This window comes from Cupriavidus sp. 01L45 (assembly GCF_056399885.1).
The window spans coordinates 99,694-117,896 of the sequence record NZ_JBFTSG010000001.1 but is presented as its reverse complement, the minus strand read 5'-3'; the positions used below and the strand labels follow the sequence as shown (position 1 = coordinate 117,896).

Here is an 18,203-nt window from a genome sequence, read left to right as displayed (position 1 = left end):
TCTTTCGCAATCAGGCGAGATTCAAAATCGAAAGCAGGCTGTGTGCATCGAGTCCGGACGCCTTCCGGAGATACTTTTGGGAGCCATAGCGAGCATAGTGATGGGACTTTGCGCAGAGATGCGTCAATCGTGCTGCCACGCCATGCTTCATGAGATGTAGTGCAAACTCCGACGCGAAGCTCCCCTGCGCGACGTGCTCCTCGGCAATGCAAAGGGTGCCATTGCGTTCGATCTGGGCCATCAGCGCCTTGGGAGCCGGATTCTGGGTCAGCGGCAGTTCGCTCAGTGCCCAAAGGGACGGGCGTACGTGTTCTGGCAATCCGGCAATCGCGTCGATATAGGTGCCGGCCAAAGGCCCCACCGCGACGATCGGCGTTCCCGAGCCCGCTACAAGCTGGCGCCAGGGAGCATACGAAGGAATGGCGTAGTCCTTGGGCGCCTCGCCGCGCCCGAGGCGCAGATAAGATGCAAGCGTGGAGTCACCGGCTCGCGTTACCACCTCAGGGATGTCCTCGTCGAACACTGGCGTGAAGGCCATCATGTTCGGCAGTGTCAGCAAGACGCCGTAGTCTTCAATGGCGTGGTGGGTGGGCCCCATCACGCCATAGCCGTAGCCGCCGCCGTTGCCGATGAGGCGCACAGGAAGCTTGTGGAAACTGATGTCATTCCGGATTTGCTCAAACGGGCGGGCATAGCAGAACGGCGCGATGCTGTAGGCCCATGTGTCCAGCCCCTGGCGGGCCAGCGCGGCTGCTACCGAGATCATGTTTTGTTCGGCGACGCCAGCATTGATGAAGCGCTCCCCCATGGCGGCCTGCAGCGGCTCCAGGGCCATAAAGCCAAGGTCGCCCGTCAGGAAGACCATCTTCGAGTCTTTCGCCACGGCCCTGGAAACCAAGGCATCACACAGTTGCTTTCTCATGGCTTTGTCAGTTCCTCGATCGCTTTCTTATAGTGGTCTTCGTTGAGGGGAAGGTAGTGCCATTCCATGCGATCTTCCATGAAGGAAACACCTTTTCCCTTGGTGGTTTCCAAGATGATGAAATGCGGGCGGCCAGGCCTCTTGTCCAATGCGTTGCGCATCAAGTCCAGGTCGTGACCCGATATCACGTCCAGTTCGATATTGAAGCCGCGTAATCTTTCCCAGAGCGGCGCCATGGATGCGACCTGAGTGGTGTTTCCAAAGCCCTGCAACTGATTGTGGTCAACCAGGACCGTCAGGTTCGAAAGCTGCTGGTGGCTGGCGAAGATAAGCGCTTCCCATGTGGATCCTTCCTGCCATTCCCCGTCTGACGTCATACAGAAGACGCGCCCGGGCGCCTTGTTCAGGCGCAATGCTAGAGCCGTGCCAGCGGCGAGCGACAGGCCGTGGCCGAGGCTGCCCGTTGCGAACATGATGTCCTGGATGCCGCGCGCCGGAGGGTGGCCTGCCAGCAGCGTATCTTCTTTGTGGAAGGTGGCGAGGGCCTCCTCAGGCAGCTTGCCCGCGCTCCACAATGCTACATAAAGCGCACCAGCGGAATGGCCTTTCGAGAGGACGAAATGATCTTCGTCGCCGACGTACTCCTTGAACAGGAGCGACAGCGCGTCGATGGCCGACAGGTTGCCCCCTGTATGGCCCACGCCGCTTTCGTAGTGCATGCGAACGAGGCGCCTGCGAATCTCCAGAAGTAGTTGGGGATCCAGTTTCTTGTCTTGAATCATGAGTGCCCTTGGATAACTTATTCTGCTTGCCTCGGCATGGCCTTGAAGCCCGCGCTCGAATCGTAGGCAAATACGTATGCCGACGGATGGGCCGCTGCTAGGGCGTCGAATGCGTTCCGTTCCTGCTCGCAGTAGACCTGGCGAGGCTTGCCTTCATAGAGCTCGAAGAAACGCCCTTCGATGAAGGTCCATTTGCAGTGATCTTTTGATGCCAGTAGTACCAGCGGAGCACCAACTGGCGCTGCCTTTGCCTCGACGATATCGCGCTTCGCCAGCGTTGCGGCAGTCGACGAATTCATCATGTAGATGTTCGGAAAATACCTCGGCAAGTAAGTATCAACGCTAAACAGGAGCAGGCAGGCAAGGGTGGTCGCAATCGTCGGCAGGATTGTACGATGCCTTGCCATGCCACACGCCCAGGCAAAGGTGAGCAGGAAAAGGCAAAATGGCGCATACAGCCATCGTTGCTCAATGCGAATAGTCAGTGCTGGCGGCAATAAGATGAGAACGAACAAGCCGAAGAGGAATACCGGAATATATAAGCGTTTGGGTTCGTCTCTTCTCGCAATCGAGACGGATCGGACGAATATCAGGACCCAGAGGCCTGTCGCCACGACTGCCGCAAGCAGGGCAGCGCCATCAGAGGCCTTGCCCGAGAGAAATCCGCCGATGATGTCGTGGCCGACCAGAAAGTCAGGGCCATGGTTTATGCCAAGAACGGAAAGGAGGGCCTGCGCAAAATGGTCCACAGTCCTTGGTAAATCGAGGTTGAGGTGGGTAGAACCGGTTCCCACAAAAAACGAACTGCCAAGCAATGTGGTTTTGACGAGGAAATTTAGCGCGGGCGTCAATGCGCTCACAATGGCCGGAAGGTATCTTCCGGCCTGCCCGCCGGGCTGTTTCCTTGCGATGCAGAAGAGCACGACTGCAAGCCACGGCGAGACCGCCAAATACCGTTCATGCGTATACACGGCGAGAATCGAAGCGCACAGCGCCATCCACGGCCAGAGCTTATTGCCTGGTTGCTCTAGCATTCGCAGGATGGCCAGCAGCATAGCCAGGAAGAACGTGAACGCCACGGCTTCCACAGCACCTGTGCCCTGCGTCACCTGGTACAAGGCGAACCGGGAACTCGCGAATACAAGCGTCAGTACGATGCTTGCTGTTCTGTTTCTGTTCGACAAGCCGAACGCGATGAAGTAAAAAAGCGCCGCGTTCAGAGTATGCACAATCCCATTGAAAAGCAGGAATGCATCCAGATTTTCATTTGAAAAGCGGGCCAGCGAGTACCAGATGGTGACAAAAACCGGACGGTACTTTTCGTAGAATATCCCGGTCAATGCTTGCGACCAACTGCTGGCAAAATCGCCACCTGGGCGGGTGGCGAGTATGTTGTAGAGATCGTCGCCATAGAATGCGCTCGGCAACCACGCCGAAAACCGCCAGTAAGTCACACCGACAATAGCAAGCACAACGTACAGCCAGAGGTGCGCAATAGTCCTGTGCCCTCTCACTTCGGTAGTCGAGAAGGCCGGAGCGATGGGATTGCTATCCGGGCGTGGCATTTCTGTCTGGTCCTGTTCTTTGCCACCAACGGGCGGGGAAATACGGGGCGGTGTGATGGCTTTTGGGCGTCGTTTGCCCGCAGCCTCCCGCGAGGGTGGAATTATGTCACATGGCAATCGAAGCTCCCCGATTCCCGTGGCACGGGTTGCAAAGTCGTGGGTGATCCCGAGCACGTGAAGACGGAGTTGAGCGCCGCTTCGCGGCTCAGGTCGTCGGAGGGCGGACCGAGGGGCCGGACAAAATCTGACCGGCTGCACTCTGAAGATACTTAATGTGAGTCATAAGCATCATTTTTGATTCGGGCTGAGCGAAGCCGCCTGGGAATACAGGTCCAGATCCAGGCGATTCTCGCTAAGAATGCGATCGAAGACGGTGTTTCCAAGCAGGGACGCCATGTGTGCGAGGCGGCTCGAAAGGCGAGGGGCTCGGTTATCGCTCCGGTTCAACGCAGTCCCGACGGAAAACTCGATATCGGGGAATGCGAAGCGCAGATTGCGCAGCATTGCGTCGGCCGCCCCCTCGAACCGATCCACAATCCCCACAAACGGCAACTCCCGCAAACGCGCACTGGCCACCAGGTAATCGGCATTGGTCGCCCTTGCGCTGCGCATATCCTTCTCCCGTCCGGCAAGGTGAATGGTCTGGAAATTCCGGAACACCGCAGTTCCCTCGTCGGACAAGCCCCATTCAACGAATCCTTTCAGATCAGTACTTTGCGCAATGCGCACGCTCGGACTCAGGCTGTCCGCCGGCTGCCGGCGTTCAAAGTGATAGACGGACTCGACCCGGTCGATCGGGTGTCGCAGGAACACAATCGGATGGATGCGCAGCCCGGGATGCTCGGGCAATGGCAACCTTGCCTGGTGGCTGGAGACTACATCGAGCTTGGGATTGGCCAGGATGTAGTCAAGTAATTCCTGGCTGGTCAATGTATCCCAGGGATACTTGCCTTCGACCGCGCCGTTTGTCTCGGGGAAAGCAGCGTGGAGCATGGCATCGACCGTGGTGCCTGCGTTCTTGAAAATGTGGTAGTGGACGATGACGTCGCGAACCTTATCTGTCATGGAAATTCGGGATGCGCATAAAAATGCGTCACCAGGCGAAGCAAGGCATTCACCGGGCATGAGGCGCCAGGCAGATGACCTGGCGCGGCGATGTTTTAGTGAACTTGTTCGGCCTGCGGCCGCAGTTGGGACTGCATGCGACTCCGCACCATTCGTACCAGCTTGTCAATGCACTCCGTTGCAGGGGCGGTGGTGGTGTCGATCGTCAGGTCGGGGGCGGTCGGCGGCTCGTAGGGGGCGCTGATACCCGTGAACTGGGCTATCTCTCCGCGTTGAACCTTTGCATAGAGACCTTTGGGATCGCGTGCGCGGCACTGTTCCACATCGGCGCGAACATAGACTTCCATGAAGCGCTCGGTGCCGACGATCTCGCGCGCGGTTTGCCGGTCGAAGGCAGTCGGGGAGATCATCGAGACCAAAACCAGCGCGCCCTGCTCGTTGAGGAGTCGCGCCACCTGCGAGGCCCTGCGCACGTTCTCGTGGCGATCCTCAGCGGAGAATCGCAGATCCTCGCAAAGCCCTGCGCGCAGTTGGTCGCCGTCGATGCGCAGTGCTCGGATTCCAGATCCCTGAAGCCACACTTGGGCGCCGTCAGCTAGTGTCGATTTCCCGGCGCCGCTTAATCCGGTTAACCAGATGGTCAGTGGCCGCGGCTGGCTTTCGATATGGGTGTGCGGCGTGGTGTCGCACACACGGGGGTCGAGAATCAGGGGTCTCATGACAGTGAGGAGAGGCAACCCCGCAGCTCTGTCGGTTGCGTTGGTGTGCTTCTTAGCATTTTTAGGATATTTTTTATACCCTGTGCGGGGGTACCGATCAAGCGAGAAATAGGGGTGAATGTTTCCTCTTATTGACGCTGGAAGCTAGGAAACTTTAGGTCCTCTCATGTCGCATCGACATGCCCGCACTTCATGCCACCTATAAGCGCTCTCCAATTTTCGGCAAGGCGTTCCTGTGAATATCCCCTGGCTTTCTGCCTTGCAGCCTCGCCAAGCTCAGTCGCCACATCCGAGTGTCGAATAACCCGCACCAACGCACGCGCGAGCGCCTCAGCCTCGCCTTCCGGCACCACCAGCGCATCCTGCCCGTCCACCAATAATTCCCGCGGCCCCGTCTCGCAGTCGGTCGACACGATCGGCAGCCCAAACGCCATCGCCTCGATCAGCACCAGGCCAAAGCCTTCATAGCGCGAACTGAGGCAGAAGACAGAGGCTTGCTCGTAAGCAATGGATACATTTGGGAATGCCCCCGGCAGGCTCACGCTGTCGCGCAGGCCGAGCTCGTCACGCAGCGCTTCCAGCGCCGCGCGCTCTCCGCCTTCGCCAGCGATCATCAATTGCCACTCCGGCTCCAGCCGGGACACCGTCGACCACGCGCGCAGCAGCACATCGAAGCCCTTGGCGGCTACCAGCCTACCCACGGCGAGCACGGTCTTGCCCGTCCTGGGCGCGGGTTGCGCAGGCATGGCGAAGGGCAGGGGGTTGGGAATGCAGAATACGGCACTGCGGGGGCGCAGGGCTTCCATCCAGCGTGTCCGGTCCCGCTCAGTCAACACCACGATGGCTTTGCAATAGCGCGCGGCTAAGCGGCGGGCGAACCTGCGTGCCGGCTTGCCGAGGTCCTCGCCGAAGTGGCAATGCTCCCAGGCGATGTGCCGTGTACCCAGCCCAAGCGTCGCGGGCAAGGCGAAGAGCGCGAGCATGGTGTCCACCTGCACCAGCACGTCGATATTGTGTGTCCTGACATGGCGCCGTATGCCTGCCACCGTTGCGGCATACGCACGCTTGAAGGAAGGGCGCTGCGCGAACACCGTTTCATGGGTGACAGCCGGGTGCAGCGCAAAACAGCTGGCAGGGTCCCAAAGACTCAGGATGCTGACGGGGTAGCCTTGCTCGGCGAGCATATTGGCGATGGTGGCGGTCATGCGTTCCGCCCCGGCCATCGCATTCAACGTCCCGGTAAGAAAGCACAGCCTGGGCAGCTCGCCGGTCACGCGCAGGCCTCTTGCACGGCTGGACGGCCTCTTGCGCTTTGTATCCAGATCGCGATGCCAAACAGCACCGAGAGCAGGTTGGCGACGGCGTAGCCGAGAATGGCACCGTACACGCCGAGGCGGGGTATGGCGATGAGGTCGATGACGATGGTGACGATGAACACCAGGGCCCATTTGATCGCCACCAGCCGCGGACGCCGCAGGTAGATCGGCAGCAGGGTCAGACCGACGTCGGCAAAGATCAGCGTCGAGGCAAGCGCGGAGAGTTGCAGCAGGCTGGCCGCAGAGGCGAAGGCGGAGCCATAGAGCAGGTGGATGATCCAGTGCGCGCTCAACGCGATCGCGATGCCGCCGGCAACACCGACGGCCATCATGCCGCCGGAGATCTTGAGGATGTTGCGGCGCGCCTGGGCCAGCGTGGGCTGCGCGTACACATAGATGGGCGCAACGCCAGCCGAGAGGATGGTGGCGACCATGACAAAGTTGTCCAGGATCTGCATGGATGCCGCGTAGGCGCCCAGCTCGCCGAGCGGTACCAGTGGCTTGAGCAGCAACTGGTCGATCCGGCGCGAGCCCATCATCAGCATGAAGCTGGCCCAGAACAGCAGTCCGTTGCTAAACAGCTCGCGGACCATCGCGGGTTCATAGGTCACGCGGGCCCGTGGCGCGCGTGCCAGATAGTAGGTCGTCAGGAATATCGCCATGACGACCGGCTCTAGCGAGAAGGCTAGTGCATAGGAGGGCACGTGGTGGATGCCGAGCGCGAACAGGAGTGCGACGCCCGCCGCCTTTACCGACAGCGAGGCAAGATTGAAGAGCGTGTTCGGGCGGGTCCTTGTATGCGCTTGCAACCACGCCGTGACGATGCCGAAGGGTTCCCTGAGCACCACAGCCAGCCCAATGATCAAAGCCGGTAGCCAGAATTCGATGGTCTGGCCGGTGACGACCAGGAAAGCGCACATCAGCAGATAGCCGAGAATACCGGCCGCCAGCCTGAGCCGGAATGCGTGGACCACCAGCCGATGCTGCGCCAGCGAATTCTGGTTGGCCACCAGGCGCGGGATAACGACTTCGCCACCGCAGATCAGCGCAATCGATGAGGCAATGTAGACCACGGCCTGCGCATACTGGAAATGCGCGAAGCCCTCCGGCCCCAGCCCGCGCGCCAGCATGGCCACGATGCCGATGCCGGCGCCCACCTGCAGGCCCCGTTCGACCAGCATCCATACCAGGTTACTGGCAACCTTGCGTTGCATCAGACGGGCTCCGCACAGGCCGCGGGAGCCATCCGGGCCAGGCTCGCATAGCAGGCCAGCCACTGGCGGGCCACGGCTTCAAGGCTGAAGCGCGACATGATGCGCTCGCGCCGGGCGGCCTGCTCGGCCGCCGCGCCGCGGCCGGCCCCAAGCACTTCGCCGATGGCGGTGGCGAGAGCTGGGGCGTCGCCCCTGGACACGATCGTCCCGCAGTCGCCGAGCAACGCCGCGACGCCGGCGGCGTCGGTGGCGACCACCGGACACCCGCATGCAAGCGCTTCGCCCACAGCCAGGGGCATGCCTTCGATCTCCGAGGAAAGAACAAACAGGTCGGCCGCGTTGAGCAAAGCCGGGACGTCGCGGCGGGTGCCCGCCAGCATGACGCTGCCGCTTAGCTCCTGTTGGCGAATACGTTGCTCCAGGGCGGCGCGTTCAGGCCCCTCGCCGGCGATCAGCAGGCGCGCCTTGACCTCTGTGCTGGCCCGGAAAAGGGCGAATGCGTCGATCAATACGTCTTGCGCCTTTTCAGGCACAAGGCGCCCGACATTGATCAGCAGGCGCGTGTCGTCATCCAAACCAAGTTCCGTCCGCGCAATGTTCCTCGCCACCGGGTCGGGGCGGAACTGGATGGTATCGATGCCATTCGGTATCACGATGATGCGTGCGCCGGGTACGGCACCCGACTTCGCCATCGCTAGGCGGCCTTCCGGGCTGACATGCGTAGTGAGGCTCGCCCAGCGGTCCGTGAGCCGGTAGGCGAGCATGCGCATCCTGCCGCCTTCGCGCGCGCTGTGCGCGGTACAGATGACGGGCGGGCAGGGCGACACTGCGGCAAGGACCCGAGCGATCAGGTTGGCGTGCACCATATGGGCGTGAATGATTTCCGGACGCCACTCTCGCACAAAACTGCGCAGGTGCCAAAATGCCCGAGCCATCGATAGGGGTGTCTTGCGCATGTCGAGCGCCAGCAGTCTGACCGTGGCAGGCAGGTCCACCGCGCATCCCGGTGTCAGGCTGACCACCGCTACGGCATGCCCCAGTGCGACAAATTGCCGCGCCAGCGCCGCTACTTGCTGCTCCGCGCCGCCAAGCTGCAGGCCGGTGCTCAGCAACAGGATGCGCATGGGGGCCGTGGCGCCCTGGGAGAGCGATGGCGTGTTCACCGAGCCCCGTATCCCGTCAACAATGTTCGCAGGGTCTTTACCGCGATCAGCAGGTCCAGCGCAAACGAACAGTGCTTCACGTAATACAGGTCGTAACTGAGCTTGGTCACCGTTTCTTCATGCGTGCCGACGTAGCCTTGCTGCACCTGCGCCCAGCCCGACAAGCCAGGCCGCACCAGGTGGCGGTAGGGATAGTAGGGGATGGTATGGGCGAATTCCTTGACCATGGGTACCTGTTCGGGGCGCGGGCCGATCAGGCTCATATCGCCTGCCAGCACGTTCCATAGCTGAGGGATTTCGTCGAGGCGGTATTTGCGGATCACGCGGCCTACGCGGGTGACGCGCGGGTCGCGGCGGGCGGCGAATTGCGCGGGCGCGGCGGCGTCGAATCCCATGCTGCGGAACTTGAACATGGTGAAGGATTTGCCGAAGAGTCCCACCCGCGCCTGGCGGAACAGCGCGGGCCCGGGCGATTCGAGGCGGATCGCGATGGCCACCGCCACGCCCAACGGCAGCGCGAGCGGCGCCAGGCAAACCACCGCGGCGAGATCGATCAGGCGCTTGGCGAAGCTATAGAAATAGTGCGCGGCATAGTCGTCGAGGAAGTTTTCGTCGATGTGTGCCAGGCCGACGCGGCCGGTCAGCATCTCGCCGATCCGGTCCACCGAATACATGCGCACGTGGCTGAGCTTGAACTGGGCGAGCACACGGGTGCGCTCGGGATCGGCGGTGGCGTTGCGGTCCAGCATCAGGCCGTCACAATGCACCGCTTCCTCGAGCGAGCTGATGGCCTGGAAGCGGGTGGGGCTGGCGGGCGCCGCGCCTGGCATGGCGAGGATCTTCTCTAGTTGTGCCAGCGTGGCGGCATCGGTGTAGCCAAATACCGGTACGTAATTGCGCACGAAGTGCCGGTAGCCGAACCAGATCCAGCCAAGCGTGGTGAGGTAGCTGAGCAGCAGCGCGCCGCGCGAGTATTCGAGGTGGAAGGCGGCAAAGGCGAAGAGCAGCGCCGCGAAGGGCAGGGTGGCGGCCAGTCCGACGAGGCTGTTGCCTTCCATGGCGGGCAGGTGCAGCGAGCGGTGCAGCAACACGAAGGAGAACAGGTAGGGTAGTGCCGACCACAGCAGCGTGCGGGTAAAGACGTAGGTGACAAGTCCGGCGTGATGCGCGAATTCGGCCAGTACGATATTGAGGCCGAACAAGAGCAGGCCGAGCAGCGCCCAGGCCAGCATGCGGCTGGCGCGGCGGATGGTTTCCGAGCCTTGGGCGCGGGTCAGCTGGGCGGGGCGGCCGACGATGTGTATCTTGTTCATTGTTCGCTTGCTCCAGTGCAGGCCGCCGCACGGGCGGCGGCGAGCCCGCCCGCCAGCGCTTGCAGGTAGATCGCCCAGGTCGCCTCGGCCATCGGCGCCAGGCCAAACTCCCTCGCCCATCGGGTCCGAGCAGCGCGCCCCAGATTCTCGCGCAAGGCGGTGTCGCCTGCCAGGCGTTCCAGCGCGCCTGACCACGCATGTTCGTCGTTGCCGGCGACCAGCAGGCCGCAGGCGCCGTCGTCGAGCTGCTCGCGGACGCCCGGCAGGTCGCTGGCGATGACCGGCAGCCCGGCCCGCATGGCCTCCAGGATCGACAACGGGAAGCCTTCGTGGTCCGATGCGAGCGCGAAGGCCTGGGCCGAGGCCAGCAGGGCGGGAACGTCTGCGACCGGGCCGGCAAACCGTACGCGCCCCGGTGCCATGGCGTCGGCGAGGGTCCGCAAGGCGGCCATTTGGGGGCCTCCGCCGGCCAGCACCAGTTCGCAATCGGGCAGCGCGGCGCGCGCGAAGGCGCGGATCAGCAGGTCGGCGCGCTTCGGTGCGGCCAGGCGCGCCACCATGACGATGCGCCGCAGCGGCGCCCCGGGCGTGGCGTGCGCGCTGCTGTCGGCAATGCCGTTGCGGATCACGCTGATCCGCGCGGCGGGAATTGGCAGTGCCGCGGCCAGCGACCGTTCAGCCTGGGCTACACAGATCAGGCGGGTCGTCAGCGGTGCCAGCAGCCATTCCATCACGCGCGAGACAAGGCGCTGGCGGATCGGGGCCGCGGCCTTGAAGGCGAAGCCGTGCACCGTATAGACCACCGGGATGCCGAGTAGCCAGCCGGCCACCCGGCCCAGCGCGCCGGCCTTTGCGCTGTGGGCGTGGATCAGGTCGGGCTGCGCGACACGCAGCGCCGCCAGCAGTTGCCTCAGCGTGGCCAGCGCGCGCAACGGCGACAGGGCATTGTCAAGCAGAGGCAGGCGTACGGTGCGGGCGCCGGCGGCCCGTGCGATGTCCAGCAGGGGGCCATCCCCCCCGGCCAGCAGCACGGGCTCGGTCCTGTCGCGCAGCGCCTGAAGCAGATCGGCGACGTGCGTCTGCGCCCCGCCGATCTCGGAGTTCGTGATCAGGTAGGCGATGCGCGGGCGGAGCGGGTGGTGGTGGGGCAGCGGCGAAGGCACTGGGCAAATCGCAAAGGGGGCTAGGGGAATGGGGCTGGGATTGATCGGTAGGGCCGTCGCTCCGGCAGAAGGTTCCATCAGGTGCCCAGGATGAAAAAAGGGCAAAAAATCCGAAAAATGCACTCAAACACGGCCCGGAGGTGCCGGTGGGCCGAAACCTGGACGAGTGACGCGAACCCGCCAACGGCCAACCGAAGCAGTTTGCGGCAGGTCTGGCCGGTCCCCGCGCGGCGGGTGTTCCTGGGGCCATGCAGGCCGGCTGGCCGCACCCTTTCGTGCGTAGCCGAACGATTATAACTGGCGTGCCCTCCGCAATCCGGCAAAATACGGCCTTTGACGCATTTGCCTGCCGCGCTGGCTCAGGCCGGAACGGGTGGCCGGCAAAGTCGACCGGTTCAACCGCAAATATTCAGGATGACCCATGCAAATTGATCCTTCCATTTTCAAGGCCTACGATATCCGCGGCATCGTCGGCAAGACCCTGACGCGCGACGTGGCGCGCGCGATTGGCCTGTCCTTTGGCACGGCCGCCGCCGAGCAAGGCGAGCGCGCAGTGGTGGTGGGGCGCGACGGACGCCTGTCGGGCCCGGACCTGCTGGGCGGGCTGGTCGAAGGCCTGCGCGCCGCTGGCATGGATGTGATCGATCTTGGCATGGTTGCTACGCCGATGGTCTATTTCGGCACCAACGTCGACCTGGCGGGGCGCCGAGCCACTTCCGGCATCATGGTGACGGGCAGCCACAATCCGCCCGACTACAACGGCTTCAAGATGGTGCTGGCCGGCAAGGCGATCTACGGCGAGCAGATCCAGGCGCTGCGCCAGCGGATCGAGGCTGGCCAGTTCGCCAGCGGTGCCGGCGGCTGCCAGCAGGTCGACATCCGCCAGCAGTACCTGGACCGCATCGTCGGCGACGTCAAGCTGGCACGCCCGATGAAGATCGCGCTCGATGCCGGCAATGGTGTGGCGGGTGCCTTTGTCGGGGACCTGTTCCGCGCGCTGGGCTGCGAGGTGACGGAGCTGTTCTGCGAGGTGGACGGCAACTTCCCCAACCACCATCCCGATCCCGCCCATGTGGAAAACCTGCAGGACCTGATGCGCTGCCTGAAGGACACCGACTGCGAACTGGGCCTGGCTTTCGACGGCGACGGCGATCGCCTGGGCGTGGTGACCAAGGACGGACAGGTGATCTTTCCCGACCGCCAGTTGATGCTGTTTGCCGAGGAGATCCTGTCGCGCAATCCCGGCCAGCAGATCATCTATGACGTCAAGTGCACCGGCAAGCTGGCGCCCTGGATCCGCCAGCACGGCGGCGAGCCGCTGATGTGGAAGACCGGCCATTCGCTGGTCAAGGCCAAGCTCAAGGAAACCGGCGCGCCGCTGGCCGGCGAGATGAGTGGCCACGTATTCTTCAAGGATCGCTGGTACGGTTTCGACGATGGCCTGTACACGGGCGCGCGCCTGCTGGAGATCCTGTCGAAGCACGCCGACCCGAGCGCATTGCTCAATGCCTTGCCGAACTCCAACTGCACGCCCGAGCTGCAGCTCAAGTGCGCCGAGGGCGAAGCCTTCACGCTGCTCGACAAGATCCGCGCCAATGCGAAGTTCGATGGCGCGCGCGAGGTCATCACCATCGACGGCGTGCGCGTGGAATACGCCGATGGCTTTGGCCTGGCACGTCCGTCCAACACCACCCCGGTGGTGGTGATGCGTTTCGAGGCCGACAACGACGCTGCGCTGGCACGCATCCAGGCCGAGTTCAAACGCGTGATCCTGGCGGAAAAGCCGGACGCGCAACTCCCGTTCTGAGCGGATGCCGTTGAATGGGCCCCAGGAGGGCAAATCGGGAAAATGGGGCATGCCGGGCCAATCCTTGACGCAGGATGCGCTGCCTGCGCGACCGCGCATCCTGGTGGTCAAGGTCTCGTCGCTGGGTGACGTGGTGCATAACATGCCGTTGATCCACGACCTGCGCGCGCGCTGGCCGGACTGCGAGATCGACTGGGTGGTCGAAGAAGGCTACGTCGATCTCGTGCGCTTGCTGCCGGAAGTGCGGCGGGTGATCCCGTTCGCCTTGCGCCGCTGGCGCAAGCGCTTCTACCAGGCCGCTACCTGGCGGGAGATCGGTGCGTTCAGGCGGGCTCTGCGCGAGGATGCCTACGACGCCGTGATCGAGACCCAGGGCTTGCTCAAGACCGCCGTGGTGGCCCGCGTGGCAAGCCGCCGCGCCGGTGCGCCGGTGATCGGGCTGGCCAATGCCACCCAGGGCTCCGGCTATGAGCCGGCCGCGCGGCTCTTCTATACCGATTCGGTGACGGTGCCGCGCCAGACCCATTCGGTACGGCGCTCGCGCCTGTTGGGCGCGGCCCTGACGGGACTCGCTCCGCCGGAGCCGCCGCGGTTTTTCGGTTCCGGCGCACGCACGCTGCATGTCGGCGATCCGCTATGGGCCGGCCTGCCGGCGCGTTACGCGGTGTGTTTCCATGCCACCGCGGGCGCGAAGAAGAAGTGGCCGCTGGCCAGCTGGCACGAGCTCGGCCGGCGGCTGGCTGACGAAGGCCAGACCATGCTGCTGCCCTGGGGCAACGAAGCGGAGCGCCGCGCGGCGCAAGAGATCGCCGCCGGCGTGCCGCAGGCGCAGGTGCTGCCACGTTTCTCCGTCATGCAGGGATTCGGCCTGATCAACCGCGCGGAAGTGGTGATCGGGGTCGATACGGGCCTGGTCCACATCGCCGCGGCGCTGTGCCGGCCGACCGTGGAGATCTATACCGCCACGTGGCGCTGGAAGACCGAAGGGTACTGGTCCGATTGCATCGCCAATGTGGGCGACGACGGCGTGGTGCCGACGGTCGATGAAGTCCACGCCGCCGCGCGGCGTGTGCGCGGGCAGGGGATCTGATGCTGCGCGTCTTGTATAACCTGCTATGGCTGCTGGCGCTGCCAGTGGCGCTGCTGCGCCTGGTGTGGCGCGCGCGCAAGGAGCCCGGCTATGTGCAGCACGTGGGCGAGCGTCTTGGCGCCTACGGCAAGCTGCCGGCCGCCGGGCCCTGGCTGTGGGTCCACGCGGTGTCGGTGGGCGAGACCCGCGCCGCGCAGCCGCTGATCGACGCGCTGCTGGCGCACTATCCGTCCCATCGCATCCTGCTCACGCATATGACGCCCACCGGGCGCCAGACCGGCGCCCAGTTGTATGGCGGGCAGCCGCGCGTGATGCAATGCTATCTGCCCTATGACTTGCCCTGGCTGGTGCGGCGTTTCTTGCGATATTTCCGTCCAGTGGCGGGCATGCTGATGGAAACCGAGGTGTGGCCCAGCCTTGTGCGAGGCGCCCGCGTGGCGGGCGTGCCGCTGTTGCTGGTCAATGCCAGGCTGTCGCCGCGCAGCTTCCGCCGCACTGCGCGCTTTGGGCGGGCCGCAACGGCGATGTATCGCGACTTCACGGCGGTGCTGGCGCAGACCCAGGGGGATGCCGAACGCTTTCGTGCCCTGGGTTTGCCTTCGGTGCAGGTAACCGGCAACCTCAAGTTCGATATGCGGCCGCCAGAGGATGGCTTGCGCCGTGGCCGCGTGTTGCGCCAGGGATTCGGCGCGCGCGCCGTGTTCGCTGCCACCAGCACCCGCGAAGGCGAGGAGGCGCTCTTGCTCGAAGCGTTCGCGCGCTGGCAGGCGCTGGCGTCGGACGTGCCCGGCGCCGTGCCGCGCCCGGCCTTGCTGCTGGTGCCCCGCCATCCGCAGCGGTTCGACGAAGTGGCTGGGCTGGTGACGCGTGCCGGATTCTCCGTGCAGCGCCGTAGCGCGCTCGGCGATGCCGCCGCATGGGAGCAATCGGGACTGCCGGAGCCGGTCACCGCGGATGTGTTGCTGGGTGATTCGATGGGGGAGATGGCGCTGTATTTTGCCGCAGCGGATATCGCCTTTATCGGCGGCAGCCTGCTGCCCCTGGGCGGCCAGAACCTGATCGAAGCCTGTGCCGCCGGAACGCCGGTGCTGATCGGGCCGCATACCTTCAACTTTGCGCAGGCCACCGAGGACGCGATTGCTGCGGGTGCCTGCGAGCGCGTGGCGGATGCCGGCGGGCTGATGCGTGCGGCCGCAGTGATATTAGGCGATCCGCCAGGGCTTGCCGCCATGCGCGAGAACGCGCGCGAATTCGCGGTACTTCACCGGGGCGCTACCGCGCGGACTGTGGCAGCGCTGGAGAAGGTACTCGGCAAGGCGCGCTAGGCGCCGCCAGCCAGGTGCAGACCCCTTCGCTGCAACCCGGGGCCTTGTAGGCCAGCGCCCGATGGGCTGCAAGCACACAGTTCGCTACACTCTCCGGAGTGAGGGCCAGACTCGCGCCCCCTTCAGGCCCGCAAAACCGCCCCGGAGCGGCGCGGGCCAGCCAGGCCGCGCCCCCTTTGAGGAGCTTTTCAGATGCAGAAAACCATTCGTCTTTCGCCCGGCGCGCTAGCTGCGCGCGCCGCCGCCGCCGCCGTCATGCTTGCCGCGGCCCTGGGCGCTTGCACCACATCGCCCGCGCCGGATTCGCCCGGCGCCGGGGTCAGCCTGAACCAGGCGCAGACCGGCGGCCCCAGCCGCTGGGAGCTGGTGCGCTGGCAGCAGGCCGACGGCACGCTCAAGCCCATCCCGCACGGCGATAACGGCGAGCCGATCATCTTTGAATTCAATAGCGGCATCGATTCGGCGCAAGGCACCGTCAGCGGGTACAGCGGCTGCAATCGCTTTACCGGCGGCTACGGCAAGACGGCAACGGGCATGCGTTTCGACCGGCTGGCTGGCACGCGCATGGCCTGCGTGCCGCCGCGCGGCGATCTGGAGTCCGCGCTGCTCAAGGCCATGCAGTCGCCGTTCACTACCGTGGGCACGCAGCCGTCGGCCGGGTCGACGGGACGCCAGATCATCTGGAAGACCGCCGACGGCGACCTGCTGCAATTCATCGAGCGCGAAGGCGTGGGCAAGCGCGGCGCCAGGCTGGATGCGCAGGCAGCGGCCGGCGGCGTCGAGAAGACGGTGTACGTGGATTCGCAGCGGGTGGAGTGCTCGGGCGTGGGCCGGCAGACGTGCTATCGCGTGCGCGACAACCCCAGTGCGCCGTGGACGCTCTGGTATGGCCCGATCGAGGGACTGGATTTCGAGCCGGGCATCGCATACACCTTGCGCGTGCGCGAGACGCGGGTGGAGAACCCGCCGGCGGACGCTTCGGCTATCCGATGGCAGTTGTTGAGCGTGGAGTCCCGTACGCGGGCCAACTGAGCGGCGCCAGGACGCTGGGCCAGCAAGCAAAACGCCGCGGTCGAAGCCGCGGCGTTTCTGTTTCGAGCGAATACCGGTTGGCCGGCGGCCGTCCACTATTCACATTCAGCTGCGCGGCGCTGGCGCTCCGGCGATGGCTTCCTTGCGCGTGGCAGTGCGCTTTGCCGCTGGCGGTGCACCGGCGGGCGATGCCGTGCCGAGCTTTACCTTGTCCGGCAACTTGTACATCGAGCCCGGCGCCGAGGTCAGCAGCGTGTTGATCTGCACGACATCGTCCTCGGTCAGCGCGCCCGTCGCGGCCTTGAGGCGCAGCCCGTTCATGATGGTGTCGTAGCGCGCCTTGGCCAGGTCGCGGCGGGTGGAGAACAGCTGCGCCTCGGCGTTCAGCACGTCGATATTGATGCGCACGCCCACTTCATAGCCGAGCTGGTTGGATTCCACCGCGCTCTGCGCCGAATGCTCGGCGGCTTCCAGTGCCTTGACCTGCGCCAGGCCGTTGGACACGCCCGAGTAGGTCTGCCGCGCGTTCTGGGCGGCGGTGCGGCGCGCGAACTCGAGGTCGCTGGCAGCCTTGTCGGCCAGTGCCGCGGTCTCGCGCACGCGCGACTGGATCTGGCCGCCGCTGTAAATCGGCACGTTCAGTTGCACGCCGATCTGGGCGCTGTTGTAGCGGCTGGAAATATTGACCTGCTGCGTGGCATTGCCGGTGGAGTTGACGAAGCCATAGGAGGCCACGAGGTCGACCGTGGGCAGGTGGCCGGCGCGCGCCTTGTTGTACTCGCGCTGCGCCGTGTCGAGGTTGTAGCGGGCCAGGCCCACTTGCGGATTGGTGTTCTCGGCCTGGCTGGCCCAGGTGTTCACATCGGCCGGCTGCGGACCGGGAAGGGGGGCGGCCGGGCGCAATCCCAGCAGTTCGTCGACCGGCTTGCTGGTGATCTGCTGCAGGTTGGCGCGCCGGATTTCGAGGTCGCTCTGCGCCGCGATTTCGGTCGAGGTGGCGAGATCGTAGCGGGCCTGCGCATCGTTGGCGTCGGTGATGGTGGCGGTGCCGACCTCGAAGTTGCGCTTGGCCTGCGCCAACTGCTCGCCGATTGCCTTCTTCTGCGCGCCGGCCAGGTAGAGGTTGTCCTGCGCGGCCAGCACGTCGAAGTAGGCTTGCGAAGTGCGGGTGATCAGGTCGAGCTGTGCCTGGCTGAAGGTGACCTCGCCTGCCAGCGCTGCCAGTTCGCCCTGCTTGTAGGTCTCCCAGCGATCCCAGCGGAACAACGGCTGGACCAGTTGCAGCGTCCAGTTATTGTTGTTGATGAAGCGGTCCGCCACGAACGGCACGGTCTGGTCGATGTTGGTGCGCGTGGCGCCGAGCGTGCCGTTGATCTGCGGCAGCAGGCCGGAGCGTCCCTGCGGGAGCTTTTCCAGGGTGGCCGTCAGTTGCGAACGCGCGCTGGCGAATTGCGCATCGTTGGCTTGCGCGTCGCGGTAGACCTGGAGCAGGTCGGCGCCATGCGCGGCCGGCAGTTGCAGCAGCGCAAGCAGGAAACCCGTCAGTGCCAGGCGCGTCTTGGGCACGCCCCGCGCAGGGAAAAGCGCAAACCTCATGACATCTCCAGTCTGCCGGGCACCGGGCGCGCGGCTAACGTTTCTAACGATCAGCGTTCTAGGGAATCGGCGCCGCGGGAAGCCGGCGCCCTGGGATTGATGCTTGTGCTGCTGCTAGTGCTGCTAGTGCT

Annotated in this window: 15 protein-coding genes; 4 read left to right on the top strand and 11 right to left on the bottom strand. The window is 64.5% G+C overall.

Going from position 1 to position 18,203, the window contains the following annotated elements; translation table 11 throughout:
• Positions 1-10: 10 nt before the first annotated feature.
• From AC1DT6_RS00585 to AC1DT6_RS00540, 10 genes are all read right to left on the bottom strand, one after another.
• Positions 11-922: a transketolase family protein gene (locus tag AC1DT6_RS00585; RefSeq protein WP_441624917.1), complete on the bottom strand. Its 912-nt coding sequence runs from the start codon at positions 920-922 to the stop codon at positions 11-13.
• Entirely contained in the window at positions 919-1,704 is a 786-nt protein-coding gene (locus AC1DT6_RS00580) for a transketolase (protein WP_477114413.1), read from the bottom strand. The genes AC1DT6_RS00585 and AC1DT6_RS00580 overlap by 4 nt, the downstream gene beginning before the upstream one ends.
• A 17-nt stretch (positions 1,705-1,721) precedes the next feature.
• Positions 1,722-3,269, bottom strand: coding sequence for a hypothetical protein (locus AC1DT6_RS00575; protein WP_441624915.1), 1,548 nt, complete (start codon positions 3,267-3,269; stop codon positions 1,722-1,724).
• Between the two features lie 288 nt (positions 3,270-3,557).
• Positions 3,558-4,334: a hypothetical protein gene (locus AC1DT6_RS00570; RefSeq protein WP_441624913.1), complete on the bottom strand. Its 777-nt coding sequence runs from the start codon at positions 4,332-4,334 to the stop codon at positions 3,558-3,560.
• A gap of 95 nt (positions 4,335-4,429) precedes the next feature.
• Entirely contained in the window at positions 4,430-5,053 is a 624-nt protein-coding gene (gene cysC, locus AC1DT6_RS00565) for an adenylyl-sulfate kinase (protein WP_441624911.1), read from the bottom strand.
• A gap of 164 nt (positions 5,054-5,217) precedes the next feature.
• A complete protein-coding gene (locus AC1DT6_RS00560) occupies positions 5,218-6,276 on the bottom strand; it encodes a glycosyltransferase family 4 protein (RefSeq protein ID WP_441625014.1) in 1,059 nt (352 codons plus the stop codon).
• A 47-nt stretch (positions 6,277-6,323) separates the two neighbouring features.
• On the bottom strand, positions 6,324-7,583 hold the full coding sequence (locus AC1DT6_RS00555) for a lipopolysaccharide biosynthesis protein (RefSeq protein ID WP_441624909.1): 1,260 nt from the start codon (positions 7,581-7,583) through the stop codon (positions 6,324-6,326).
• Entirely contained in the window at positions 7,583-8,707 is a 1,125-nt protein-coding gene (locus tag AC1DT6_RS00550; RefSeq protein WP_441625012.1) for a glycosyltransferase, read from the bottom strand. The genes AC1DT6_RS00555 and AC1DT6_RS00550 overlap by 1 nt, the downstream gene beginning before the upstream one ends.
• A gap of 35 nt (positions 8,708-8,742) precedes the next feature.
• The gene (locus AC1DT6_RS00545; protein ID WP_441624907.1) at positions 8,743-10,059 is read right to left on the bottom strand and encodes an exopolysaccharide biosynthesis polyprenyl glycosylphosphotransferase; all 1,317 of its coding nucleotides are present in this window, start codon (positions 10,057-10,059) and stop codon (positions 8,743-8,745) included.
• Positions 10,056-11,222 carry a glycosyltransferase family 4 protein gene (locus AC1DT6_RS00540; protein WP_441624905.1) on the bottom strand — a complete coding sequence of 389 codons (1,167 nt, stop codon included), beginning with the start codon at positions 11,220-11,222 and terminating at the stop codon, positions 10,056-10,058. Before AC1DT6_RS00540 ends, AC1DT6_RS00545 begins: the two co-directional genes overlap by 4 nt.
• Positions 11,223-11,643: 421 nt before the next feature.
• Here AC1DT6_RS00540 and AC1DT6_RS00535 point away from each other — a divergent pair, with 421 nt between their 5' ends.
• The 4 genes from AC1DT6_RS00535 to AC1DT6_RS00520 all read left to right on the top strand — a co-directional run bounded on the left by AC1DT6_RS00535 (position 11,644) and on the right by AC1DT6_RS00520 (position 16,476).
• Positions 11,644-13,029: a phosphomannomutase/phosphoglucomutase gene (locus AC1DT6_RS00535; protein ID WP_441624903.1), complete on the top strand. Its 1,386-nt coding sequence runs from the start codon at positions 11,644-11,646 to the stop codon at positions 13,027-13,029.
• A 49-nt stretch (positions 13,030-13,078) separates the two neighbouring features.
• A complete protein-coding gene (waaC, locus tag AC1DT6_RS00530; RefSeq protein ID WP_441624901.1) occupies positions 13,079-14,119 on the top strand; it encodes a lipopolysaccharide heptosyltransferase I in 1,041 nt (346 codons plus the stop codon).
• A complete protein-coding gene (gene waaA / locus AC1DT6_RS00525; protein ID WP_441624899.1) occupies positions 14,119-15,444 on the top strand; it encodes a lipid IV(A) 3-deoxy-D-manno-octulosonic acid transferase in 1,326 nt (441 codons plus the stop codon). Before waaC ends, waaA begins: the two co-directional genes overlap by 1 nt.
• 192 nt (positions 15,445-15,636) lie before the next feature.
• Entirely contained in the window at positions 15,637-16,476 is an 840-nt protein-coding gene (locus AC1DT6_RS00520; protein ID WP_441624897.1) for an META and DUF4377 domain-containing protein, read from the top strand.
• 105 nt (positions 16,477-16,581) lie between these two features.
• Here the strand turns inward: AC1DT6_RS00520 and AC1DT6_RS00515 are convergent, their stop codons facing one another.
• Entirely contained in the window at positions 16,582-18,072 is a 1,491-nt protein-coding gene (locus AC1DT6_RS00515; RefSeq protein WP_441624895.1) for a TolC family outer membrane protein, read from the bottom strand.
• Positions 18,073-18,203: the final 131 nt, after the last annotated feature.